Raw genomic sequence first — 24,589 nt, forward strand, 5'->3', positions numbered from 1 at the left:
TTGTACTGGTTACATCAAACATGGTCAATCTTTTTACTTCTGTTATGCAACATTACAAAAACAATGCATATCGACAACGCAGACAGCCAAAATGCAATATAACCGATTTGCGCTTCGTAATGTTCTAATCCTCCATAAATTGGATATTGATGAAAAACGTAATCTATCACATCGTTATGAAAAACCCACATGACTGTGGTAGCTAAACTGGTTAACGTAAATTTGAACTGTGGCAAAAAAATAAAAGCTTGGATGGCCATAATCCCATGGGAAATCATCAACATAACCCCCATAATATAGAGTGTTTGATCTTCTATAAAGAGCATCATGTTCATGATGACCGCCCAGATTCCATATTTAATCAAAGTAACAAATGCTAACGTATCGATAATCGCACTTTTTTTGTTACACAACGTTAAGCATAGACTTATGACTAAAAATAACGTTGCCGTTGGGCTATCAGGTACAAAGGGCCAAAAATACCATGGCGTGTGCATTAATTGCGATCCATACCAAATATAACCATAAATTGTACCCAAAATATTACAAACAAGCATTAAAATTAAAAAATTACGTTGATATAGTAGCATATTTTGTATTTGTGTCCACATCATCTGTTAAGCCTTTCATTTAATCCTCTATCATCATGCGTCAGTTCATTGACGGAATTTAATAAAATTTAAGAGGTTACTAAAATGTTGGAAAGCATGTACATCTTTTAAATTTAAACTCAAATCAATTTGCGATTCTATCATGCGTATCAGCTGCAATTCAGTTCGCTTCGAAAAAGTGAATGCATCCGAAATTTTTAAGTCGTGTGATTCACTTTGAAATGACAGAAGTTGATGCAAAAGAAACTGATCCATTCTATGATCACGCTGTTGTGTTGGGTTGAAGTGAATTTTAATGTCTAGCGGATATGAGTGGTGAATGACGTGATGAAAAATTTCGTTTGAGTTGATGATCGAACATGATTCATTGTGATAATGAATCGCTGTGGATGGTGATTCAATCACAGCGATTTCTAACGTTGGACATCCAGTGATGACTTGATCGACAAAACGCAAATGTCGCAGTAAAGTCTCATCTGATTTAATGAAATTAAGCAACCACACACTAATACGAGATTTAAATTGGTATCGTGATAACAAATATTCAATTAAGTGACGTTTATCAGTGTTTAATGGTGTCCGTATCATCATAGCGATCTCCTACAGTAAGCGCTCTTGTTCAGCAAGCCATTCTGGGTTTTCAGTATCTTTTTGAAGAAGAAGTTCTAAAATTTGCTTTGCTTGTTGCATTTGTCCAGTTTCAATCAAATAGTAATAGTAATCCTTTAAGAAATCAATATTGTCATGGAGTGTTTCATATGCCAATGTATAAAAATGCTGTGCCTCTTTATCGCGCTCTTCTTGACCGAGTGCAAAGGCTAACTGCCACATGAATTGTGGGTCCATATCCTCTTCATCAACATACTGCACTAACTCGATTAAAGCGTCATACGCAGCTTCATGTCTAAGAAAATCCGCTAACATTAATAATGGTTCTTGATAGCTTGGATCGACCTCTAGCGCTTGTTTAAGTAAATGAACCCCTTCGTTTTGATCACCATGTTCCAGTTGCAATGCCCCTGTACTATACATTAACTCTTTATAAAATTGATTAAGTCTTAATCCTTCTTGTCCGATTTCAATCGCATCAGCGAACGCTTTTTCATTCTCGAATAGCTGTTGTAAATAATAATAACCTTGGATAAAATCAGGATCTTTTTGTAATAATGTTTTCATTAATTTAATCGCTTCGTTTGTTAAATCATTTTTTTCATAAGCAATTGCCTTTTTAAGGTAATCGTCTGAAGTGAGTTCTCTTTCATTGATTTCATCAAACCATTTTAAAGCGTCAGAGTAGTTGCCACTTTGTAAACTACTATCCGCCAAACGTGAGAAAAGATTAACACCATTGACTTCATATTCGCCACTCTCTAGAACAGTATCGTATGCTCTGGATGCTCGTAAATATTGTCCATCATAGTATAAGAGTTCCGCTAAAGCGAAATGAATAATCGGATCTGACGGTTGCATTTCAATGGCTTGTTCTATTTTTTCAATCGCAATGTCGATCATATTGATTTGTTGATATAAATCTGCTTCTAACAAGAGTCGTTCTGTTGATAAAGGGACGGCATTTAAATATTCTAGTGCGGCATCCGTTTGGTTTTCAGAGATGAGACCATCGATGAAGTAAACTAATATCTCAATTTCATCCGGATATTTCATATAAAGTGTTCGAAAGACTTCAAGCCCTTGGGGATTAACCCATATTGGTATAATGTTTCTCCTAAAATGAACAAGGTATCATCATTGTCTGTCTGAAGTGCTTCTTGGACACGTGAATCAAGCTGATCTAATTTTTGTAAGTTGATATCATCAATTAATTTGTAGATATCTTGCATGCTATCCCTCATTTTCTAATTGTTTTAATAGCGATAAGAAACCTGGGAACGATACGTTGACACTTTCAAATCGATGAATTGGGATGGCTTTATGAGTTAATAGTGAAGCAATCGCTAACATCATGCCAATACGATGATCGGTGTGACTGTCTACAGGTTGAATTTGGTTGATATGAGAGGGTTCAATTATAAGCCCGTCATCAGTTGGATGTAATTTGAAACCCAGTTTGCCCAATTCATTGGCAGTTGTATCAATTCGGTTCGTTTCTTTTACCTTTAATTCTTCGGCGTCTTTAATGATACTTGAACCTGTAGCTTGTGTACAGAGTAACGCAATGACAGGCAGTTCATCAATACATCTTGGAATAAGCGATCCCCCTATTTCTACCCCTTTTAAGTTGGGTGAATATTGTACACGGATCGTCGCAGTAGGTTCAGCCCCATCTTGCTTCTCTGAAATTGTAATATGCCCCCCCATTTGCTCGACAATTTCAATGATACCATCTCTCGTTGGATTCATACCAACGTTATGAATAGTGATATCACTGCCAGGTGTCATTAAAGCTGCAACAATCAAAAATGCGGCTGAAGAAATATCACCAGGTACATCAAAATCGGTCGCTTGAATATGTTGAATGCCATGACTAGGAAGTGTTGTCGTTAATCGAGTGGTTTGTATCGGGATACCATAATGTTCAAACATCGTTTCTGTATGGTTTCGAGATAACGCCTTTTCATTAATGACCGTACACGTTTTAGCAAACAAGCCGGCAAATAAAATTGCGCTTTTAACTTGTGCACTTGCTACGGGCATATCATAAGTCAGCCCTGTGACTTGACTAGGTTCGATAATCAGCGGTGTGTAATTTTCATCGACAGCTGAAATTTTAACGTTCATTTGTTGAAGGGGATGTAAAATGCGATTCATTGGGCGTTTGCCGATTGATGCATCTCCGGAGAGCACACTTTGAATCCCTAAACCACCAAGTAGTCCAGCCAATAAACGGGTTGTTGTTCCTGAATTCCCTGTATACAGCGTTTGATGCGGCGTTTTGAACGCTTGATAACCAGGTGAAGTGACAATCATTTGATCCTCTTCGATTAAAATGTCGACGCCTAACAGTTTAAATATTTCAACTGTGCGTAAACAATCTTCTCCGAGCAAAGGTTGTCGTATAATAGAGCGACCTGTTGCTAAAGCGGACAACATGATTGCACGGTGTGTCATTGATTTATCACCGGGAACCTTGACTTCACCACGTAATGGTCCATTTAAATCAATTGTTTGCATCTACTTCACCTCTTTGTAAAGTTCTTTTAATTCATGTAAAGCTTGTTTTAAAAGTGGGATGTCGACATGCTGTACGCATGGTTCACCTATCGATTGTAAGAGGACCATACGTATACCGTGCGCATCGTTTTTCTTGTCTTGTAACATTAAATCGAGAAGCGGTTCAAATTCAAACTTTTCAATGACATCCAAATGATAGCCGAGTGATTTAAAATATGATAAAACGTGTGACACTTGATAATGTGTTTGCAGTAGATGGTTTGCGACAATAAATTGAAACGCAATACCTATCATCACTGCATGACCGTGCGCCATTTGGTGTGCATATTCGATTGCATGTCCGAATGTATGACCCAAATTCAAATATTGCCGTTGTCCACGTTCATTTTCATCATTGATCACAATTTGAAGTTTGGTTTGAATCCCACTGATTAAAAAACGATCGATCTCATGAAGCTGCTGAAGTTGCGCCGCGTCCGAATAGACACTTTCAAGTTCACGGACTGCTGCCTCGCTCTGTAGTAATGCATGTTTATAGACTTCACCAAATCCACTGAGGACTTCTGAAAAAGGTAAAGAATCTAAGAATGCTAAATCATATAGGACTGCCTTTGGGCGATGGAATGCACCAATTAAATTTTTACCGTGTTGTGTATTGATCCCTACTTTACCGCCAATACTTGAATCGTGTGCGAGAATCGTTGTAGGGACTTGAATGAAATCGACCCCTCTGAGTAAAGTGGCTGCTAGAAAGCCTACAAAATCACCTGTCGCGCCACCCCCAACGGCGATTATACAAGTATTGCGTGTCGGTTGGTGTGCAAGCAAGGCTTCAACATATTCTTCATAATGCGACATATATTTGACTTGTTCACCTGCTGGAATTTGAAAGCAGACGGATTGGTGTGCATTAACGAATGAATCGATTTTATTTTGCCATTTTGCATAAACTTTTTCGTCAACAAAGACAAAGGTTTGTTGATAAGATGATGTGAAATCGGCTAATTGTTCAAAGGCATCTTTTTCAATGATAATCGGATAATTATGATTTGGATATGTTGTGGTCAAACGCATGGTCTATCTCCTGTTCATTAAAAAGTATGATTGTGTTCGCGTCTTTCTTTGACTTGTTGTGCAAGTCGTGAAAAATCATGTGAGCCAAACTCTTCTAAAATACTTCTTGCGATTTCGTACGCAACGGCATGTTCACATACAACACTTGCAGCAGGAACGGCACAACTATCAGAACGTTCAATCGTCGCTTTAAAAGGTGTTTTTGAATCGATATCAACAGAAGCAAGTGGTTTATACAAAGTCGGTATCGGTTTCATTACACCATTGACGATAATGGGCATTCCATTTGACATGCCCCCTTCTAAACCGCCCAAGTGGTTTGAAGCTCTGTAATATCCTTGTGTCTCAGAAAACATAATAGGATCTTGCACTTCGCTTCCTAATTTTTCGGCAACTTTGAAGCCTTCTCCAAAGCTCACGCCTTTAAACGCATTAATACTGGCTACGCTTTGTGCGATGCGTCCATCGAGTTTACGGTCATAGTGAACGTAGCTGCCAATACCCACTGGCATGTGGTCAACGATAACTTGAACGACTCCGCCTAAGGAATCTCCCTCTTTTTTAGCGGTATCAATTTTGTTTCGGATTTCTTGCGCCACGGTTTCATTAATGACCCGGACATCATTACTATCTTCATTAGCGATGATTGTTTCAATATCATAGTCTGTATCATCTTTAATCCCACCGATTTCAATGACACGACTGTATATTTGAATGTCTAATTGTTGTAATAATTGTTTACAAACAGCACCAACCGCAACTCGAGCTGCCGTTTCACGCGCAGATGAGCGTTCTAGTACATTACGTAAATCACGATGACTATATTTGAGACCGCCAACTAAATCGGCATGCCCAGGTCTTGGTTTTGTGATGACACGTTTCATATTTTCTTTTTCTTCACTTGAGATGGGCATCGCGCCCATAATTTTTCGCCAATGTGTAAAGTCATCGTTTTTAATAACAATTGTCACAGGACTGCCTAACGTGTATCCGTGACGTACACCGGACACAATTTCTACGGTATCTTTTTCAATTTGCATGCGACGTCCTCTACCGTATCCCCCTTGTCGTTTAAACATTTCTTGATTAAGTTGATCAATATCGAGCAACATATTGGAAGGTAACCCTTCGATGATGACTGTGAGTTGTGGACCATGTGATTCACCAGAAGTTAAAAATCTTAACAACACTTTCACTCCCCTAACTTTATCATTTCGTAATTTTGCTTTTCATTCATATGCATCATATCATAGCATAAATAGACAAAGAAATTAACAGAAAGACTTTACTTATTAAACGCTTTTATGTGGTAAAGTGATTTCGTCGGTTTCCCTTTATTTAAAGACGTGAAAGCCAAAACAAGGATGAGGATAGGACAACAAAAAGAGTTAGGACGTGTATGGCGTCCTAACTCCTAGGTATACGTTCCTCATCTCATAAATATAACGAGATATGCGTCGTATGTTATATTTTCAATTATTCATATAACCATGCTTCATCTGGTGATTGATATGAACTAATTTCTTCATCTTTAAACCAAAGTGATATTTCTCGATTAGCCGATTCAACTGAATCAGAACCGTGAATAACGTTACGGCCAACCGTTAATCCTAAATCTCCACGAATCGAACCTGGTGTCGCTTCAGTTGGATTCGTACTGCCGATAATATGGCGTGCAACTGCCACTGCATTTTCACCTTCTACAACCATTGCAAAGACAGGTGCAGATGTAATGAATGATATCAATGATTGATAAAAAGGTTTCCCTTCATGTTCACCATAATGCGTTTCAGCTAAAGATTGAGGCACTGTCATTAATTTTGCACCTACAAGTTTTAATCCTTTTTGTTCGATGCGTTGAACAATTTCACCAATCAATTTACGTTGTACCGCGTCCGGTTTAATCATTACAAAACTTTTTTCCATGTTGAGCAATGCCTCCTGTATTTTATGTATTACAAGAATATCCTAACATTACTTTAAAACGCTTTCAACAAAAATATAGATTAATTCATTCTGTTTTGTAATCTTTTTATTAACTTTCTAAAATGTGGTTTAATATTATTTTTAGGCAATGTTTCAAGTATTGCTGTTGCTTTATCTAAATACTGTTGACTCACTTTTAAGGATGCATCAATGACTTCGGATTGACGAATTTGATCGATACAGCTTTCAAAATCTTCTGTTGGTGAATCGGGTGTTAATGCGGCAACTTTTCGTTTGAAATCTGAATCACGTCTCATTTCTAAAAGCACAGGGAGCGTCATATGACCATTACGCAAATCACTTCCTACAGGCTTTCCTAATTCGCTTTCAGTACTTGTAAAGTCAAGGACATCATCCACGATTTGAAAGCTCATCCCAATATGATGACCCATATCTCTCATTTTGCGTATTGTTAAATCGTCTGTCCCAGAACTGATCGCACCAACTTCAGTTGCGAGTTGTATCAGTAGTGCAGTTTTACGATTAATCCGCCGCAAATAGTTCGTAATGGATTGTTCCGCTCTAAATTGATCTTGAAATTGGAAAAGCTCACCGCGACAAACTTCGATAATCGCGCGTGACAATGTTTGGTGAATGCGGGGGTCTTCAATATACGATAAATGCTCAAGTGCACGGGCAAGTAAAAAGTTCCCTGTTAAAATGGCAGTAGGCTGATCCCACTTTTTTTCAATCGTTAATTTCCCTCTTCGTTTATTACTAAAATCGATGACATCATCATGAACGAGTGTTGCCATATGAATCAGTTCTAAAGCGGTTGCCACACGATATGCCGTATCATTTGCAGGATTTTCACCAATATGACTACTTAAAATAACAAATAGTGGTCGAACGCGCTTTCCTCCTGATGATAAAAGGTGATGTGCAGCATCTTGCAATGTTGAATCATCGGATTGAATCAACTGCTTCAGCGTATGTTCAATTTTTTTAATTTCTTGATTCAAGTTTAATTTTGACATGCATAATCACCTTTTAGTTATTTCTTTTCGGGTTTGAAAGCTAAGTGCATTGCAGCGACACCACCTGTAAAGCTATGCACCTTAACATTTTCAAAGTTAACGGCTTCAAACATAGACTTCAATGTTTCTCGATCTGGAAAATCAAATGCAGATTGTTGCAACCATTCATATTCTTGTTTTGATTTCGCAAATATCTTCCCAAATAATGGCATGATAAATTTAAAATACATTTTATAACCTTGCTTGAAAATGGGCATTGTAGGTTGGCTTGTTTCTAGGCAGATGACCATGCCACCTGGTTTAGCGACACGGTAGAGTTCAGATAAAGCTTTCATATAGTCGGGAATATTGCGTAAACCAAAGCCGATTGTGACATAGTCAAACGTATCATCATCGAAAGGTAAGGCCATTGCATCCCCTTGAATGAGGCGTATATTGTCCATATGTGCCGTTTTTTCTTCGCCTACTTTTAACATATTTTCACTAAAGTCTAGTCCTGTAACTTCACCGTTTGGACCGACAGCTTGACTTAAGGCGATGGTCCAATCCGCAGTTCCACAACAAACATCTAATGCAATCGTGCCAGGTTGTACTTTCATTTCTTCCATTACTTTTTTACGCCACACTTTATGTTGTTCAAAGCTAATGATATTGTTAAGTCGATCGTATTTACCGGATATATTTTGAAATACTTCATGGACTTGTGCTTTATTTGCCTTATTTTTAGTCATTTTGAAACCTCTTTTACTGTTTGATATAGTTTTGTAATGTCGCAATCATATCGCGAATTTCAGCTTGACTCCAACCCATAAGATAACTGAGATGTTCAATTTCCAAATGTTCGATTAAGAAATTTCGAGCTTCGCTAAATGTTTTATCGGGATGATAATACATGATTAAGATGTGCACTAACAACGTTTCGATCTGTAATATATTTTCAAGTAACTCAGTTTTTGAAAGTGATGTGCCATGGTGTTGAACATGTGATTTTAATTCATTAATTTTTACGATGGCTTGACTCATTTGGAGCTGAAGTGTAACATCCTTTAAATCCGCAAGTAATTGATAGTAATGTGCACTGAGTAGATCCCCTATTAATATGGCGTCTCGTTCGTAATGGTAATAACTAATTCGATCGAGATGTTTCATAGATGTATCAATTGAGAGACATGCAAGTTTTGCATTGAATGGGATGTCAAGCTGATCTAACAAATGACTCAAATGATGATTGATATGTATATTTTTAGGCTGATTGAGTAAATATAGTTGTTTATCGATTTGTTGTTGTAAACTTTCATAAGTATTCTCCATAAGACACACCTCTAATTTTAATCACTCTCTATCTTAACATTATCAAACAAAAAATTAAATCTGAATTACTTTTTTCAGCAAAAGTCCTAAACAGTTATTTTTTATATTTATTGAGAAATTAATGATGATGAAATCCACTGTTTGATTTTTAAAGTTTCACGAGGCTTAAAATGAGTATGTTGAATGTGAATAGAAAAAAGCCCCTATTTTGAAGTGTACTTCAATTCAGGGCTTTTTTAAATAATTGAATTATTTAACAGCATCTTTTAATGCTTTACCTGCTTTGAAAGCTGGAACTTTACTTGCAGGAATGTCAATCTCTTTACCAGTTTGAGGGTTGCGTCCTTTACGAGCAGCACGCTCACGTACCTCAAAGTTACCGAAACCGATTAATTGTACTTTTTCACCTTTAGCTAGTGATCTTTGAATTGATTCGAAAACGGCATCAACTGCTTGACCAGCATCTTTTTTAGTTAATTCAGCTTGGTCAGCAACAGCGTTGATTAAGTCAGTTTTGTTCATGTCAATTCACCTCCTCAAAGGTTATGTAATGATAATTCAATTATCATTATGGTATGACTTTAACACAAGCCAACGCTACACTGCAACGATTTATACAAGAAAAACGTTGATTTCATCGCATTTTGTTGATTTTTTTCAAATATTGACATGAAATCGCACTATTTTTTAGATTTTACTCTGATTTTTTCGTACGGCCCATTAATGCTTTAACCGCATTTTCTACCGGTTCACCTTCAAATAAGACATGATATAGTGCTTCAGTAATAGGCATTTCTACCTTCATTTTTTTGGAAAGGTGGTAGACAGATTTCGTTGTGTAAACACCTTCTGCAACCATGTTCATATGATTCATAATGTCTGACAAACTTTTTCCTTTGCCGAGTTGATATCCAAGTGAATAGTTTCTGGAGTGTGTAGACGTACAGGTTACAATAAGGTCACCAATTCCCCCTAACCCTTGAAAAGTGATAGGATCAGCCCCTAATCGAACCCCTAAACGGGTAATTTCTGCTAAACCGCGTGTCATTAAAGCGGCTTTGGCATTATCCCGAATCCCATGCCAGCGATGACACCACTGGCAATCGCAATGATGTTTTTAAGTGCGCCACCAAGCTCTACACCAATTAAATCTTCATTCGTGTAAACACGTAAATAATCAGTCATAAATAAATCCTGAATCAGCTGACGTATCTCAGCATGCTCAGAGGCTGCTGAGACCGTTGTAGGTTGTTTAATGACGACTTCTTCAGCATGGCTTGGCCCGGATAGCACGCCAATCCCTGCATTGTATTCAGGAGATATCGAGTCCGCTAGCATTTCTGAAACACGTTTAAAAGTTTCGTTTTCAATCCCTTTAGTCACATGAATCAATGTTTTTTTAGAAGTTAAGTGCTGATTGACTTGCAACATTACTTCTCGAATTGCCTTAGTAGGAAGTGCAATAACGAATATATCAGCATGATGAATGACTTCCTGAATATCAGTCGTTGCTTGAATTGTCGAATTTAATTGAACCCCTTTTAAATAATTACAATTGGTATGTTCATGATTGATTTCATTTACAGTGGCTGCTGTTTTCCCCCACATCAATGTATTGTGACCATTTTCTGCGAGGACATTTGCCAATGCTGTACCAAAACTCCCTGTGCCAAACACGGATATGTTTGCCATGCCTATCGCCTCCATTTAATTTCGTTTACGCGCAATTATGTGTATCGGTGTACCTTCGAATCCAAAGGCTTGTCGGATTTGATTTTCTAGATAACGCTTATAAGAAAAGTGCATGAGTTCAACATCGTTAACAAAGACGACAAATGTTGGCGGTTCAATCGCCACTTGTGTGGCATAAAAAATATTGAGACGTCGTCCTTTGTCTGTCGGTGTCGGATTCATACCAATGGCATCAGTAATGACTTCATTAAGTGTTGAGCTTTGAACCCGTTTTTTGTGATTTTCACTTGCTTCAATAATTAATGGGAATAAAGTACGTAAGCGTGTTCGTTCTTTAGCTGAAACAAATGCAATTTGTGCATAATCTAAAAATTGGAAGTTTTTTCTTACTTCGTCCATAAATTTCTTCATGGTATTGCTATCTTTTTCCAATGTATCCCACTTGTTGACAACAATGACAATGGCTTTACCTTCTTCATGTGCATAGCCTGCAACACGTTTATCTTGTTCGATAATGCCTTGTTCTGCATCAAGTACAACGAGTACTACGTTTGACCGTTCAATGGCTTTTAATGCACGTAAAACAGAATATTTTTCTGTGGACTCATAAACTTTCCCTTTTTTTCGCATGCCTGCTGTGTCGATAAGTACGTAATCTTGGCCGTCATAGCTATAAGCTGTATCAATCGCATCACGCGTTGTTCCAGCTATATTTGAAACGATAACGCGTTCTTCACCGAGGATGGCATTAATTAAACTCGACTTCCCAACATTAGGTCGTCCTATGAGTGACAATCGGATTGTTTCCTCATCGTAAGGATCTTCCGTTTCAGGTTTGAAATGCTTAGCCACTTCTTCTAATAAATCACCAAGTCCAAGGCCATGGGAGCCTGAAAGTGGAAACGGTTCGCCAAAACCTAGTGAATAAAAATCGAATATATCCGCTCTCATTTCCGGATTATCAACTTTATTCACAGCTAAGACGACAGGTTTTTTCGATTTGTATAACATTTGAGCCACCATTTCATCGTTTTGAGTGACACCTTCACGAACATCTACCATGAAAATAATGACATCCGCTTCATCAATTGCAATTTCGGCTTGCGCACGAATTTGGGTTTGAAATGGTGCATCGCCGATTTCGATGCCTCCTGTATCTATAACATTAAATTCATGTGTTAACCAATCGCCACTGGAATAAATCCGGTCACGAGTCACACCCGGTGTATCTTCAACAATAGATACACGTTCACCGACGATACGGTTAAAAATTGTAGATTTTCCAACGTTAGGACGTCCAACGATAGCGACTACAGGTTTCGTCATGATTGTTCTTCCTCTCTATGAATAACTTAATAAATATAATATCAGTATATGCAATAACAACGCACATCGCGAAATACATAACAACGCTATTATAGCATGTGAAGTATGTTGAACAAAAGCAATGGTAAAAATGACTTATTCCTGTATCGTCATTTGTTGCCATAGGTTTGATGTCATGACATGACTGAAAACATTAAAATGAGCTAGGTCACCTTGCGTGCACCTAGCTCGAATGAAGCGTAACAATAAAAGGATATGACTTTGTATTGTTACGCATAATCATCATGTATGATTATAAGTCTAAATTTTTAAGTTTGTCACCAAAAACATCACCTAAAGTTGGGTTGTTTTCAGCTTCATTTGTGGATTGCGTGTATTGTTGTGTTGTTTCTTCTGAAGCTTGTGATACTTCCTCTTCTGGTGTTGCTGCCTTGATAGAAAGCGAAATACGTTCTTCTTCAGGATTGATACCTAAAATTTTAACTTGTACCACTTGACCAGGTTCAAGTACTTCACCAGGTGTACCAATATGTTTATGGCTAATTTCTGAAATGTGGACTAAGCCTTGTAAACCACTCGCAATTTCAACAAATGCACCAAATGAGGCTAATCGCATCACTTTACCTTCCACAATGTCGCCTTCGCTATACTTGTCTTGAATTGTTTCGAAAGGACTAGGTAAAGTATCTTTAATTGATAAAGAAACACGTTCGGAATCTTGCTCAACTGAACGCACTTTCACTTTAACTGTATCGCCAATGGATACAACTTCTTCTGGTGATTTGACATGCTCGTGTGATAACTCAGAAACGTGAACGAGTCCATCTACACCACCGAGGTCAATAAAAGCACCAAAGTTAGTTAAACGTGCAACTTTACCTTCAATCACATCACCAGCTTTGATGGATTGTAATAATTCAGCCTTTTTCTTTTCGTTTTCTTCTGCTTCAACCGCTTTACGACTTAAGATGACGCGGTTTTTTTCAGGTTCAAGTTCTTCAACTTTTAATTCAAGCACGCGACCTTCATAGTCAGAGAAATCTTCAATATAATCTGTTGAAATGAGTGATGCAGGGATAAAGCCGCGTTGTCCTACATCTACGACTAAACCACCTTTAACAACTTCTGTCACTTTTGCTTCGATGGTTTCATTTCGATCTAATTTTTCTTGTAAATATTCATAAGATTTTTCTTCTTCTAATTTTCGTTTTGAAAGGATGTAACTACCTGATTCATTGTCATCATCTACTTCGATTTTAGTTACATACGCTTCAACTTCATCCCCAACTTTAACGACTTCATTTGCATTTTCGACATGATAAGTTGAAAGTTGGCTAATAGGGATAATGCCGTTGAATTTACCGCCATTAACATGGACAACAACGTGCTTATCTTCAATTTGTTGTACTTCTCCGGTAACCTTATCGCCCTCTTTAATGTCATTAATCATTGATTCATTGAATTCTTCAGTCATCATGATTGCCTCCTTATACTACTACATAATAATAACTTCTTATAAAAGTCTTAAATTGTCAAGAAATTTAGATAAGTTTGAATAAAATAAATTACAGTGCATTCACCAAAGCAAGAATTTTATCTGTCACCTGTTCGATACTCAAACCTGTCGTATCGATTTCGATGGCATCTTCTGCTTTCCTTAATGGTGAAATGTCTCGGTTCATATCATATGCATCTCTTTCCGCAATGTCTTGTTTGAGTTGTTCGATAGATGATGAGATGCCTCTTTCTTGATTGTCTTTAAAACGACGTTCAGCTCTTTCGTCTACTGAAGCGACCATATAAACCTTTACTTCGGCATTAGGAAGTACAGTCGTCCCGATATCTCTTCCATCCATTACAATTCCTTTTTTTGCTGCAAGGTTTTGTTGAGCTTCAACTAAATATTGACGTACTTCTTTAATTGAAGAGACATAGGATACATTTTGAGTGACGTCATTTTCACGTAGGAAATCTGTCACATCAGTATTATTGATGTAGACACGTTGTCCTTTCGTTGCATCATAGCCTAATCTTAAATCGATTTGTGCAATCAGTTCACTAAAATGCGTGAATTGATTTTTGTGATTTAAATAATAATAGGTGATTGCACGATACATTGCCCCCGTGTCCACATAAATCATACCTAATTGTGCAGCCACACGTTTAGCAATGGTGCTTTTTCCTGCAGCTGCTGGTCCATCTAATGCAATATTAATCGCTTTCATATGTTACCTTCCTTGTCGTTTGTTTAACAATATTTTATCATAATGTTGAACCATTTTACGAGGAGGAACTGAAATGAAAAATTTATTAGTCATCCATACAGGCGGAACAATTAGTATGTCAGAAGATGAATCGAATCGTGTGATGACGACTGATGACAACCCGATAACGCACCACCAAGATGTCATAAAGCAGTATGCAAACATAGATGAAGTCATGCCTTTTAATGTTCCCTCTCCACATATGACGATTGACCATGTGAAAATTTTAAAGGACATCATAGAAAAACCTGAACATCTTTCACAATATGACGGCTTTGTCATCACACATGGAACAGATACGTTAGAAGAAACAGCTTTTCTATTAGATCTCACTATTTCAACATCTAAACCGGTCGTCATTACTGGCGCTATGCGTTCTTCAAATGAAATCGGCTCAGATGGATTATATAACTTCATCGCGGCCATTCGTGTTGCAATTGAAAATGAATCGGCCGGAAAAGGTGTGATGGTCGTTTTTAATGATGAGATTCACACAGCTCGAAATGTTACAAAAACGCATACGTCAAATACCAACACATTTCAAAGTCCGAATCATGGTCCACTTGGTGTAATTACCAAATCAGGTGTCTATTTTCACCATCGACCGTATGAGCGACAATATTTATCAAATATTGACCCCTTGCTTCATATTCCTTTAATTAAAGCGCATATGGGAATGGGTAGCGAAATGCTGAATTTTTATGCGGATTGCGAGGTAGATGGCATCGTGATTGAAGCGCTTGGTCAAGGAAACCTGCCGCCCACTGCGATGCCAGGGTTAAATGCATGCCTGAACAAAAAAATTCCGATTCTCCTTGTATCCAGATCGTTTAATGGGATTGTCAGTGCAGTGTATGCGTATGAAGGGGGTGGCCACCAATTATTTGAAAAAGGTGTCATCTTCTCGAATGGACTTAATGGTCAAAAAGCGAGACTGAAATTACTCGTAGCCTTAAGTAATGGTTTTCAACATGAGCAGATTCAAGATTACTTTAATATATAGTGTAAGTGATTATAAAGCATTGATGCAATGATTGCTGTGTACGCATCAACAGCAGTTATGTAAATAGCCACCCCCCCATTTTGAAGTGAGGGACGGCTATTTTTTATAGGTATCAAAGGTATTTAATTTCTTAACTGTTAGTTCAATTGTTTTCTCACGCTGAATACCATCATTGCTTCCACTAGAATTAAAGCGACGGCAACCCAAAACACGTTTTGAACATGAATCAGATCCGTTAAACCACTCATCATCACAAGTGACAATGAAAAAGCGAGCGTACTCACGACCTCTATCACTGCATAGACATTTACGAGCGCTTCTTCATCGACGGACGTTTGAATGATTGTTGACTCTGGGATTTCTTTTAATTGTGAAAAAAAGCCAATACATATCGACGCTACTAAGAAAATGATTGAATTTATAAAAACTAATGATATTGAAAATACGATGACTGTCAAAATCAGTGATATAAAAATCCAAAACGATTTATGATGATTTAAATGACTCGAAAACTTAAGGATGCCCCACCCACCAAGAATGATGCCTATAGAGTGTGTCGTATTGATGTAGCCCCAGTATGTTTCGTCTTGTTTTAAAACGATGGATATAAAAGCTAAGATAATTGAGGAGACCCATATCGAGTTTGCAAAAATTTCAAACAAATTAATACCTAAAATTATTTTTAATTGTGTGTTTGAAAAGATGCATTTCCACCCTTTAAAAACACTTTGTAGCGTCGTTTCATTTTCGACAACTTCCTTATTTACAGTTGGCAGATAATAACACATGATACTGGCTAACCAAAATAAAACAAGTGTAAGGAGTATCATATCATTAATGCCAAGTAACAATAAGAGTATGCCGCCCATCCCCCAACCTACTACTTGAATCGTTTCATAAATAACGGCTAATATTGAGTTGGCTTTAATTAAATCCGTAGCATAACGCGGAATTAATGCTGAACTCGTCGGTCTAGCAAAACCATCCAAATGATGGTTACGAGACAATAAGTGAACAGTGCAATTTGATTTTTCATCGTGAGCATTAACAAAAATAAACAAGTTAAAGCGATGGTTTTAGTCAATTGAGAATAGTATAAGACTTGATTAAGTTTCAGTTTCTTTGTCACAATAGGTAGAAAAAAACTGGAAATAAACCCTGAGACGCCAAAAATGATTGGAATAACCGAAGTAGAGATAACGGATTGTGTAATCAAATACATGTTTGAAATAACAGCAACTTTGAAAAACACATCTGCTAAATCAGCACAGGATTCTGCAATTAATAATGATTTAAATGATTGACTCATAATGTGCCTCCAGTAACTTTATGACTTCGGGAATCATCATATCATCAATGAAATTAAACAGCCTCCTGAGCAAAAACCCCCTTTCTCACATTTACGTGGTACTTTATCATTTTAATAATCTAAAACTTCATTTTGATATGGGTGTTGCGCACATGCGCCAAAATGTCGGCGCCTCTTCTTTAATACGCTGTGATAAAGATGGCGCACGCGATCAACATAATAAAAGGAAGTTTTATGGTGTGTCGTCTCAACAGCATCAATATTTATTTCATGATTTTGCGTTTTTTATTGCAGCTATTTCTATATTTAATCATACAATTTTTACAATGAGATCCCGATGCGATATCGCTTTGAATTTGTATACGCATATCTTTATATTACAATGCATTTATTAATATGAATTTATTTGTCATATATACAAATCGTGTTACGTTGTGGTCGCGCTTTTTAATTCGTTTTCTAATTGTGATGCGAGGTGTAGGCAAGAAATCATTTTTAACGTTGTTATACATTTTTCCATTTCTAGAATCGCTTGTGTGCATTGATACTTTTTATAATCATAAAGGTTCGATGCAAAATGAAACATAAGACGTTCATAGACTTCAGTCTCATTAAAATTGTAGACCTTGATTTGCGTCTTAAAGTATAAGGCATCCAACCATTCGTTTCTTTTGATGCAAGTCAGATAAGCATTCAACAACATATGTGCGATGAGTTGTCGATTTGCGGGTATCGCGCTATAAAAGTCTGATCGTTTACATAATTCTTTTGAGAGCATGATGAAAGTACGATGATTTAAGACTTCAAAAGTGTTGGCAAAAATTAGTAACTCGTAATAGCCCCAAAACTCTATTTTAAAAAGGTAATCTGTCAAATAACGTACATCTTCGTCTAACAAACAGAGCGTTTGGGTGACTTGTTGAAGTTTGGACTTGATTAGTATTGAATTCAATTTTTGATTGTAAGGTGGGGAAACATGATTTGTAGAGGTATGGATGAGTAGCTGTTTCATACCTTCTATATCTTTGTTTGAAATCAATTGATTCAATTTCAAGAGTGTTTCATTCAATTGATTAAGATGACAATCACTCATGACATACATAAATTCTTCTATAGACATATTCATGTTGTTTAAAGCCAATATAAATTTTCCAATTGTTAAATCTGTTTTTTCATGCTCAAAACGGGAAAGTTGTGAGATTGAAATCCCCTCTTCAGCAATATCTTTCAATTTAAAACCACGAGATTCTCTGAAGATTTTGAAAATTTTTCCGAAATGTTCCAATAAAATCACCTTCTCTTGCAAATGTGGGAATTTTTAACTACAAAAGAATGATTATTGACAGCCTTTGAGTGATTAAAACAATCGTGCTCAAAGGTTGTCAAATGTTTTCGTCTGAAACAAACAGCGCTTTTAATGTGAGTGGTGTTTGAACAAACGAAAATGGGTGATGATTCTAATGGTTCTGTTTTTTACTGAGAATATCGTTCGCAATCGCTTCTCCATGATATTTCCCGTTTTCAATAAAAATTGAGTTTGCATCATGACCAGCTGCGATAACCCCTGCAATATAACAGTTTTCAATATTTGTCTCATACGTCTCCGGATGATACACAGGCGGTGTGCCATATTCTGTTGTACGTGTTTCGATGCCGATAGAACGCAAAAAATCATAATCAGGGTGATAACCAATCATCGCAAACACATAGTCATTATCAATGGTTAAGGTTTCTCCCTCTTTTTCGAACGTAACGGTCCCTTCTGTAATCTTTTTCACTTCACTATTAAAATGCATTTGTATATGGCCATGACGGACGAGTGAGTCAAAGTTTGGTAAAATCCATGGCTTCACTGCTGAAGCATATGAAGGTCCTCGATAAATGACTGTGACATGTGCACCTGCTTTTTCTAATTCAATCGCAGCGTCTACTGCTGAGTTTTTACCTCCGATAATGACAACATTTTGGTCGAAATAAGGGTGCGGTTCCTTAAAATAATGCATCACTTTAGGTAATTCAGCACCTTCGACTTCTAAAGTATTGTGTTGACCGTAATAACCTGTCGCAACGGTTAAATAACGACATTGATACACATCTTTTGTTGTCGTTAATGTAAAATGATCATTCATTTTTTTAACCGTTAGCACCTCTTCAAAAGCATTCACTTTAAGCTGATGATACTTGACTACTTCACGATAGTATACAAGGGCTTGATTACGACGAGGTTTTAACTCTTCAACGATAAATGGCACATCTCCAATGCTCAATTTATCACTTGAAGAGAAAAATGTTTGATGGGTTGGATAGTGATAAATCGCATTGACGACATTCCCTTTCTCAATGATGAGTGTCTCTATCCCTTTTTTCTTTTGTTCGATGGCCGCACTTAAACCACAAGGCCCACCACCGATAATAATACTTTCTACAGTTTTCATGTTTATACAAGAACGTTAAAAATATTAGTTCGTAAACACATATTATGCTATTTTAACGCGCTTTTTTGCCTCCTAATTCAAATACTAGCACCGTATATTATAAGAACTGTGATAATTCGTCCATAATTATACCAATTTTTATGGTAATACAAAATTGAAAAGTTTGTGAAGTCAGTGCTTCCTTACTGATTGACTCCTCAAATTGAGTGGTGTCGTTTCAGTAACATCCAAGCCACATAAAGACACAACCTTATTCAATTAACGAATCAGGTTGTGTCATTTCGGAGAGGTCATCTTATAGTTGTGTTATGGAATAATGAGTTGTTGCCCATCACTAATGTTATTACCATTTATCCCGTTTGCACGTCTTATTTTTTCGATGTTCTCAGGTGAGCCATTTCCGTAATATTGGATGGCAATTCGATACAGATTTTGGTTGCCAGTCACGATATGCGTTTGGCCTCCAGCACTTTGCCCTGGTTGTTGATTGTTTTGTTGTGTCCCTTGTGCTTGATTTTGTTGGGGCTGATTATTGGCATCTGATGCACCGGATTGTTCGGACTGTCCATCAGATTGTGATTTTTCATCTGCTTTATCGTTAGAATTTGTCTTGCTATGACGTGCATAATCGTTTTCGTTTGCTTTGTCTGATTGTGTCTCATCTTGTTTTGTTATCTCTTGCTTTTTATTTTGAGACGCTTTTTGGGCCGCTTTGTTTTGTGCGACTTCATTGGAAATATCGTTTTGTTGATTTTGATTAAATAAATAAATCCCACCGAAAATCGCGATTGTGCCCAAAAGAATGATTGCTGCAAGTAGTGGTAACAGTTTTTTGAAAAATCCAGCACGCTTACCATTTGATACGACCGTTTGTGTGTTTGCTTCCGCTGTTTCGTGTTGCTGTGATGCCACTGTAGTTGCGACCGTCGCACCCCCGACACCCGCTTTTTGAGATGCATGTTTCGTGTCATTTGTCTGTTTTATGTCTGAACTGTGTGTTGCGGCAGTAGTTGCTGCTGCATTTTTCACATGCGCCTCTGTTTTTTTATCAGTCTGTTGATGTTGCGTCGATGCAGCTACATTTTTAGATGTCTCTTTATCGGAACGCTCATTTTTATGTTGAGATTCGTGAGATGCTGACTGGCGTGTTCCAGATTTTGGTTTAGAATGAGATGTTGTTTTGGGTTGAGACGGTGCTGCTTGATGTGTACTTGTTTGCACCTGTCCATGCGTGTCTTGTTCATTTGACGGTTCAGTCATCTCTGATTCAGATTGTTGTGATGTCACTTGTTGAGGCTGTTTTGTCGTATGTGGTTGCTCTGTTGATTTTGACTTTCCTATACCAAAGTCTCTTTTTCTGTGACGTCTAGAAGCATTTCGTGGTGGGAATTGTTGTTCTTTTTGAGTTACTTGAGGTTGTTCATCTTCATTGTGGTTGATTTCTGTCGTCTCTTCCTGATGATGGGCTTTTATTTCTTGACGACTTCGTTCAAATTCATCTTTAAAATTATCTTTCGACACGAAGAATCATCCTTTCTTTATTAATTTATGGTTCTTTTTTGAAAATGAAACCTCGAGACATTTTCACTCTGCTCATTTCATTTTTATTTTGAATGCTGTGTTGTATGATGTTGATACCATTCATTTTAAATTATAACGACTTTAAATCAAAAGTTAAAGCATCGTGGAATCTATTCTAATAAATGGGATAGTTTTTCTTCATACGTTAATTTTCTTTTCACTTTTTTTCTGTTTTTTTCTACAATAGGCACAATTGCTTCACATTGATCACAGCATTGTGTCGTTGTTTCTTTTGACATACCGAAATAATCCAACAATAATTGACGTCGACATTGTTGGGTAAAGATGTAATGATACATATGTCGGTAGCCTTGACTTTTCAACGCCTCATTTTTTTTGAAAATTTGCTTCAGTTCAGGCATGGCATAGTATGCTGTTAAAATGTCAAGAATTTCAAGCTTTTCAGTATCAATCATCTGCCCATGCGCATATAAGTCGATATCCGCTTCACGAATTAAATGGGACAAGGCTAAGTTCTCCATTAAATATTGATCATCAGGTTGAAATAGTGCAATCGCTTGGCTTTGTAATCCATCACGTCCAGCTCTACCAATCTCTTGTAAGTAGTTGCTAGGCGATGATGAGAGGTGAAAGTGAACAATAGTACGAATATCAGGCTTGTTGACGCCCATACCAAATGCACTCGTTGCAACAATGATACGGATGTCATTTTTTAAAAATTGCTGTTGAACGGTATGGCGTTCTTGATAAGTTAAGTCTCCATGATAGATGCCGGTTAAATAACCAGATTGATAAATTTTCTCTGCTAAATCTAAGCTTACCTTTTTGGAGGACACATAGACAATGGTAGGTCCTGATGTTGCTATAAAGTCCAATAGCCAATCTATTTTTTCTTCATACGATGCCATGAATTTGACAGACAGCGAGACGTTGGGTCGATCCATGGAATGTTCGATGACGTGGACAGGTTGTGCGATGATGCGTTGTAAATCCTTTTGTAAATGTCGTGTTGCTGTCGCCGTTAACGCAAGAACTGTTGCGTTTTTAAAATGTTTGGTGATGCGCCCCATCAATGCGTAATGGGGTCTGAAATCAAATCCCCATTCAGATAAACAATGAACTTCATCGAATACAATTAAACCAAATGTAAGATTTTGAAAATGTTTGAAATGATGGGATTGCAAAATAAATTCTGGGCTTACAAAAATAAATCTTGATTGTGATAATTGTTGTAACGCCCTTTTTTTGACAGTGTGATCCATTCCTGAATGTATCGCAACAACATGTTGCTCGCCTTGCATTTTCATTTGCATTACTTGATCATCCATCAATGAAATTAAGGGCGAGATGATCAGTGTAGGTTTTTTAAGCATATATGTTGGTAATTGATAACAAAGGGATTTACCACTTCCTGTAGGCAAAATTCCTAACGTATGTTGCCCGGCTAACACACTGGTGATAATGTCTTCTTGGCCCGGACGGAATGTTGAAAAACCAAAATAACGGTTCAAAGCAGCGTTAAGCATGTAATTCTCCTTTTGTATATCCGATAATGGCGAGTTTTATTTCGAAATATGATAATGCCTCAAAGCGTTCCTTATAAACTTTAAGTCGCTGATAAGGGTGTGCGTGATAGTAGGTGACAAAGGGTTGGTATGGCGATTTAAAAAAATCAGCATAGTTGGTCAACTTTTCTTTCATAAATAAATCAAGGATATGATCTTCTACAGTGGTCTCTTTGACTTGCTGTTGTTTGGCAATCCAAGGAATCGCATGGGTGTCTTGTAACAAGTGATAAGTCTTGTAGACACGTTCAGAGACGTCCATAGACATGATACATTGCGACAGTATCGGAAAACTTGATGATTGTTTCAATATACGATAAATCATCAAATATTCTTGATACAGTGCTACGAATAAGTCATCCATGTCGATTGACTCTATGGCACATATTTGTTGACGCGTATACATGGGCTCATCGTATCCCGTCAGTAGGTAATGTGCATATTTGGGAGTGTCATCCGTTGAATGTAAAGTCTCAAACAGCTTAAATAGTTCATTTTCAAATGCTTCTGTTTGGTCATGATGAACGATGTCATGATAGAGATGTCGAACTTTATGATGAATATCAGTATTTGACGTAATTGGCAAAAAAGCGCGCGTATCATGTTTAATATAGGAATACGTTTGAACGAGTAATTGTAATGTTTCAAATGTTTTTACTAATGTTTGAAAATGAACATGATTATCCGTCAAGATGGGCTGAGGTACATCATCACAACGAATCACCTTTTCGAATTGTTCTGGTGTCAACGTGGGTACACTACCAAATAATGACAGTACATTTAAAGAAACGGCATCAAAAAAAGTTTGATGAGTTTTTTTACCTATGATAATATTAAAGATGCTTTTTTTAGTTTTGTAGGCTGATGCATGATGATATAAAAAATGAATGAAATGCTTCATGTTTAGACCTCGATTAAAAACGGATATATTGAAAAAACAAGTCCATAGAACTACAATAAAATTATAATGTGCGTATGGTACTTTGAAAAGGGAGGCGAATTAAATTGGCGAAATACACAATTGTTGATATGGATACTTGTATCGCATGTGGTGCATGTGGTGCAGCGGCTCCAGACATTTATGACTACGACGATGAAGGGATTGCATATGTGATTTTAGATGACAACCAAGGGACAACTCCAGTGCCTGAGGAATTGTATGAAGATCTTGAAGATGCATTCGAAGGTTGCCCGACTGACTCGATTAAAGTTGAAGAAGAGTCATTTGATGGTGACGCATTAAAATTTGAATAATTATAGAGTGAAAGACACGATGTCTATAATATAAATATAAAACAACTAAAGGTTTAAGTAAACTAAGATGAAGGGGCAAGCCACTATCATATGTAGGGGATGTTAAAGGACTTGAAATTCACTATCGATAAGCTTGCTGAAATGGATTGTCATTTAAGGACGCTTTAACGGTTATGAAGGTGTTTCACCTTTTTAATCACGCATAAGTCTAAGCTTTTGACTCCTTGGATGACACGCATATAGACCTACATGGTTTTGTCCCCTATTATTATAAAAAGCCACAACGTGCATAAATTCATGCATTTTGTGGCTTTTTGACATGCACACTTTGATTTTGAATCAAAAGTATGTCATGCGATTTTTATTTTAATATATGCCCAATACGACGATATAAAAGTACAAAAATAATCGAAATCAATGTCCCTTTAATCAGATTGAAAGGAATAATCCCTGCAGCAATGATGAGTTTAAGATTGTGTGTAATATCGCTTAAATTCATAATCAATCCGTACAGTGGTAACAGGACAAAATAGTTCAAAATAGCTAAAACAATTGTCATGACGAGTGTCGCAATGACTAAACCTAATACCAGTTGCGACATTGTTTTTTTTGAACGATAAATTTGGAAACTGACCCACAACAAACTTGTTCCAGCTAAAAAGTTAGCGATAGGACCAATAGGATCACTCATGTTAAAGAAAAAATTGAGTAAATTTTTGATGAGTTCCACGAGTATCCCTGCAATCGGACCGAGCGTGAATGTCGCAAGAATAGCGGGGACATCACTAAAATCAATCGTTAAATAAGGGGGTAAAAAAGGTAGTGGAAACTTAATAAACATGAGCACAATGGCAATTGCACTCAGCATCCCAATGGTAATCATTTGTCTCGTTTGCTTTTGCTTCATAATAACCTCCAAATCAATTCATCTGAGTTGAATAGGAGGTATATTAATGCATCACAAATAAACCTCCATCTTCTCCCATCCAGACTTTAACTGTCGGCTCTAGAATCTCACTAGATCAGCTGCAACAATGACATACATTATTGCAGGTCGCAGGCTTAATTTACTGCCGGTTAGGAATTTCACCTGACCCCGAAGATGAAT

22 protein-coding genes, 3 pseudogenes and 1 riboswitch are annotated in these 24,589 nt (G+C 37.2%); of the genes and pseudogenes, 2 read left to right on the forward strand and 23 right to left on the reverse strand.

What is annotated here, in order from left to right:
• Nucleotides 1–14: 14 nt before the first annotated feature.
• From B5P37_RS11370 to cmk, 15 genes and pseudogenes are all read right to left on the reverse strand, one after another.
• Nucleotides 15–611, reverse strand: coding sequence for a DUF1405 domain-containing protein (locus tag B5P37_RS11370; RefSeq protein ID WP_103322049.1), 597 nt, complete (start codon nt 609–611; stop codon nt 15–17).
• 45 nt (nt 612–656) lie between these two features.
• The gene (locus B5P37_RS11375) at nt 657–1,199 is read right to left on the reverse strand and encodes a YpiB family protein (protein WP_085238320.1); all 543 of its coding nucleotides are present in this window, start codon (nt 1,197–1,199) and stop codon (nt 657–659) included.
• 12 nt (nt 1,200–1,211) lie between these two features.
• Nucleotides 1,212–2,452, reverse strand: a pseudogene (locus B5P37_RS11380) (tetratricopeptide repeat protein).
• A 1-nt stretch (nt 2,453) separates the two neighbouring features.
• The gene (aroA, locus tag B5P37_RS12070; protein ID WP_085238321.1) at nt 2,454–3,743 is read right to left on the reverse strand and encodes a 3-phosphoshikimate 1-carboxyvinyltransferase; all 1,290 of its coding nucleotides are present in this window, start codon (nt 3,741–3,743) and stop codon (nt 2,454–2,456) included.
• A complete protein-coding gene (gene aroB, locus B5P37_RS12075; protein WP_085238322.1) occupies nt 3,744–4,817 on the reverse strand; it encodes a 3-dehydroquinate synthase in 1,074 nt (357 codons plus the stop codon). It lies immediately after the preceding gene.
• Between the two features lie 17 nt (nt 4,818–4,834).
• Entirely contained in the window at nt 4,835–6,004 is a 1,170-nt protein-coding gene (gene aroC, locus B5P37_RS11395; protein ID WP_085238477.1) for a chorismate synthase, read from the reverse strand.
• 289 nt (nt 6,005–6,293) lie between these two features.
• Entirely contained in the window at nt 6,294–6,743 is a 450-nt protein-coding gene (ndk, locus tag B5P37_RS11400) for a nucleoside-diphosphate kinase (RefSeq protein WP_085238323.1), read from the reverse strand.
• 80 nt (nt 6,744–6,823) lie between these two features.
• Entirely contained in the window at nt 6,824–7,780 is a 957-nt protein-coding gene (locus B5P37_RS11405) for a polyprenyl synthetase family protein (protein ID WP_085238324.1), read from the reverse strand.
• A 17-nt stretch (nt 7,781–7,797) separates the two neighbouring features.
• Nucleotides 7,798–8,511, reverse strand: coding sequence for a demethylmenaquinone methyltransferase (locus tag B5P37_RS11410; RefSeq protein ID WP_085238325.1), 714 nt, complete (start codon nt 8,509–8,511; stop codon nt 7,798–7,800).
• A gap of 13 nt (nt 8,512–8,524) precedes the next feature.
• Nucleotides 8,525–9,091, reverse strand: a complete 567-nt coding sequence (locus tag B5P37_RS11415; protein WP_085238326.1) for a heptaprenyl diphosphate synthase component 1 — start codon at nt 9,089–9,091, stop codon at nt 8,525–8,527.
• 249 nt (nt 9,092–9,340) lie between these two features.
• Nucleotides 9,341–9,613, reverse strand: a complete 273-nt coding sequence (locus B5P37_RS11420; protein ID WP_085238327.1) for an HU family DNA-binding protein — start codon at nt 9,611–9,613, stop codon at nt 9,341–9,343.
• Between the two features lie 172 nt (nt 9,614–9,785).
• Nucleotides 9,786–10,783 (reverse strand): annotated as a pseudogene (locus B5P37_RS11425) (NAD(P)H-dependent glycerol-3-phosphate dehydrogenase).
• Between the two features lie 15 nt (nt 10,784–10,798).
• Nucleotides 10,799–12,109 carry a ribosome biogenesis GTPase Der gene (der, locus tag B5P37_RS11430; protein WP_085238328.1) on the reverse strand — a complete coding sequence of 437 codons (1,311 nt, stop codon included), beginning with the start codon at nt 12,107–12,109 and terminating at the stop codon, nt 10,799–10,801.
• Nucleotides 12,110–12,401: 292 nt separating this feature from the next.
• Nucleotides 12,402–13,586: a 30S ribosomal protein S1 gene (gene rpsA, locus B5P37_RS11435; RefSeq protein ID WP_085238329.1), complete on the reverse strand. Its 1,185-nt coding sequence runs from the start codon at nt 13,584–13,586 to the stop codon at nt 12,402–12,404.
• An 88-nt stretch (nt 13,587–13,674) separates the two neighbouring features.
• Nucleotides 13,675–14,334: a (d)CMP kinase gene (cmk, locus tag B5P37_RS11440; protein ID WP_085238330.1), complete on the reverse strand. Its 660-nt coding sequence runs from the start codon at nt 14,332–14,334 to the stop codon at nt 13,675–13,677.
• 73 nt (nt 14,335–14,407) lie between these two features.
• On the opposite strand from cmk, the gene B5P37_RS11445 reads away from it, so the two are divergent.
• On the forward strand, nt 14,408–15,376 hold the full coding sequence (locus B5P37_RS11445) for an asparaginase (protein WP_085238331.1): 969 nt from the start codon (nt 14,408–14,410) through the stop codon (nt 15,374–15,376).
• A 137-nt stretch (nt 15,377–15,513) separates the two neighbouring features.
• Here B5P37_RS11445 and B5P37_RS11450 read toward each other — a convergent pair whose 3' ends face one another.
• The 7 genes and pseudogenes from B5P37_RS11450 to B5P37_RS11485 form a co-directional block, all read right to left on the reverse strand.
• Nucleotides 15,514–16,383 (reverse strand): MFS transporter, encoded by an 870-nt coding sequence (locus B5P37_RS11450; RefSeq protein WP_145951850.1) that lies wholly within the window; start codon nt 16,381–16,383, stop codon nt 15,514–15,516.
• Complete coding sequence (locus B5P37_RS11455) at nt 16,329–16,685, reverse strand: MFS transporter (RefSeq protein ID WP_085238333.1); 357 nt, start codon at nt 16,683–16,685, stop codon at nt 16,329–16,331. Before B5P37_RS11455 ends, B5P37_RS11450 begins: the two co-directional genes overlap by 55 nt.
• Before the next feature lie 427 nt (nt 16,686–17,112).
• Nucleotides 17,113–17,970, reverse strand: coding sequence for an Rgg/GadR/MutR family transcriptional regulator (locus B5P37_RS11465; protein ID WP_085238335.1), 858 nt, complete (start codon nt 17,968–17,970; stop codon nt 17,113–17,115).
• A gap of 167 nt (nt 17,971–18,137) precedes the next feature.
• Nucleotides 18,138–19,120 (reverse strand): annotated as a pseudogene (locus B5P37_RS11470) (YpdA family putative bacillithiol disulfide reductase); the annotation flags it as partial.
• Between the two features lie 306 nt (nt 19,121–19,426).
• Nucleotides 19,427–20,641, reverse strand: a complete 1,215-nt coding sequence (locus B5P37_RS11475; protein ID WP_085238337.1) for a LysM peptidoglycan-binding domain-containing protein — start codon at nt 20,639–20,641, stop codon at nt 19,427–19,429.
• 170 nt (nt 20,642–20,811) lie between these two features.
• Nucleotides 20,812–22,188 (reverse strand): RecQ family ATP-dependent DNA helicase, encoded by a 1,377-nt coding sequence (locus tag B5P37_RS11480; protein ID WP_085238338.1) that lies wholly within the window; start codon nt 22,186–22,188, stop codon nt 20,812–20,814.
• Entirely contained in the window at nt 22,181–23,128 is a 948-nt protein-coding gene (locus tag B5P37_RS11485; RefSeq protein WP_085238339.1) for a helix-turn-helix domain-containing protein, read from the reverse strand. Before B5P37_RS11485 ends, B5P37_RS11480 begins: the two co-directional genes overlap by 8 nt.
• 104 nt (nt 23,129–23,232) lie before the next feature.
• Here B5P37_RS11485 and B5P37_RS11490 point away from each other — a divergent pair, with 104 nt between their 5' ends.
• A complete protein-coding gene (locus tag B5P37_RS11490) occupies nt 23,233–23,481 on the forward strand; it encodes a ferredoxin (protein ID WP_014613875.1) in 249 nt (82 codons plus the stop codon).
• 361 nt (nt 23,482–23,842) lie between these two features.
• On the opposite strand, the gene B5P37_RS11495 is transcribed toward B5P37_RS11490, so the two are convergent.
• Nucleotides 23,843–24,388 carry an ECF transporter S component gene (locus B5P37_RS11495; RefSeq protein WP_085238340.1) on the reverse strand — a complete coding sequence of 182 codons (546 nt, stop codon included), beginning with the start codon at nt 24,386–24,388 and terminating at the stop codon, nt 23,843–23,845.
• Nucleotides 24,389–24,451: 63 nt separating this feature from the next.
• A riboswitch (FMN riboswitch) is annotated at nt 24,452–24,589 on the reverse strand.

It is taken from the genome of Staphylococcus lutrae (genome assembly GCF_002101335.1).
GTDB lineage: Bacteria > Bacillota > Bacilli > Staphylococcales > Staphylococcaceae > Staphylococcus > Staphylococcus lutrae.

Coding starts and splice junctions, on each gene's coding strand:
- aroA (WP_085238321.1), bottom strand. CDS start 3,743: ATGCAAACAATTGATTTAAATGGACCATTACGTGGTGAAGTCAAGGTT.
- B5P37_RS11405 (WP_085238324.1), bottom strand. CDS start 7,780: ATGTCAAAATTAAACTTGAATCAAGAAATTAAAAAAATTGAACATACG.
- B5P37_RS11455 (WP_085238333.1), bottom strand. CDS start 16,685: ATGAGTCAATCATTTAAATCATTATTAATTGCAGAATCCTGTGCTGAT.
- rpsA (WP_085238329.1), bottom strand. CDS start 13,586: ATGATGACTGAAGAATTCAATGAATCAATGATTAATGACATTAAAGAG.
- B5P37_RS11370 (WP_103322049.1), bottom strand. CDS start 611: ATGTGGACACAAATACAAAATATGCTACTATATCAACGTAATTTTTTA.
- B5P37_RS11485 (WP_085238339.1), bottom strand. CDS start 23,128: ATGAAGCATTTCATTCATTTTTTATATCATCATGCATCAGCCTACAAA.
- B5P37_RS11495 (WP_085238340.1), bottom strand. CDS start 24,388: ATGAAGCAAAAGCAAACGAGACAAATGATTACCATTGGGATGCTGAGT.
- cmk (WP_085238330.1), bottom strand. CDS start 14,334: ATGAAAGCGATTAATATTGCATTAGATGGACCAGCAGCTGCAGGAAAA.
- B5P37_RS11375 (WP_085238320.1), bottom strand. CDS start 1,199: ATGATACGGACACCATTAAACACTGATAAACGTCACTTAATTGAATAT.
- der (WP_085238328.1), bottom strand. CDS start 12,109: ATGACGAAACCTGTAGTCGCTATCGTTGGACGTCCTAACGTTGGAAAA.
- B5P37_RS11445 (WP_085238331.1), top strand. CDS start 14,408: ATGAAAAATTTATTAGTCATCCATACAGGCGGAACAATTAGTATGTCA.
- aroB (WP_085238322.1), bottom strand. CDS start 4,817: ATGCGTTTGACCACAACATATCCAAATCATAATTATCCGATTATCATT.
- B5P37_RS11420 (WP_085238327.1), bottom strand. CDS start 9,613: ATGAACAAAACTGACTTAATCAACGCTGTTGCTGACCAAGCTGAATTA.
- ndk (WP_085238323.1), bottom strand. CDS start 6,743: ATGGAAAAAAGTTTTGTAATGATTAAACCGGACGCGGTACAACGTAAA.
- B5P37_RS11480 (WP_085238338.1), bottom strand. CDS start 22,188: ATGCTTAACGCTGCTTTGAACCGTTATTTTGGTTTTTCAACATTCCGT.
- B5P37_RS11410 (WP_085238325.1), bottom strand. CDS start 8,511: ATGACTAAAAATAAGGCAAATAAAGCACAAGTCCATGAAGTATTTCAA.
- B5P37_RS11415 (WP_085238326.1), bottom strand. CDS start 9,091: ATGGAGAATACTTATGAAAGTTTACAACAACAAATCGATAAACAACTA.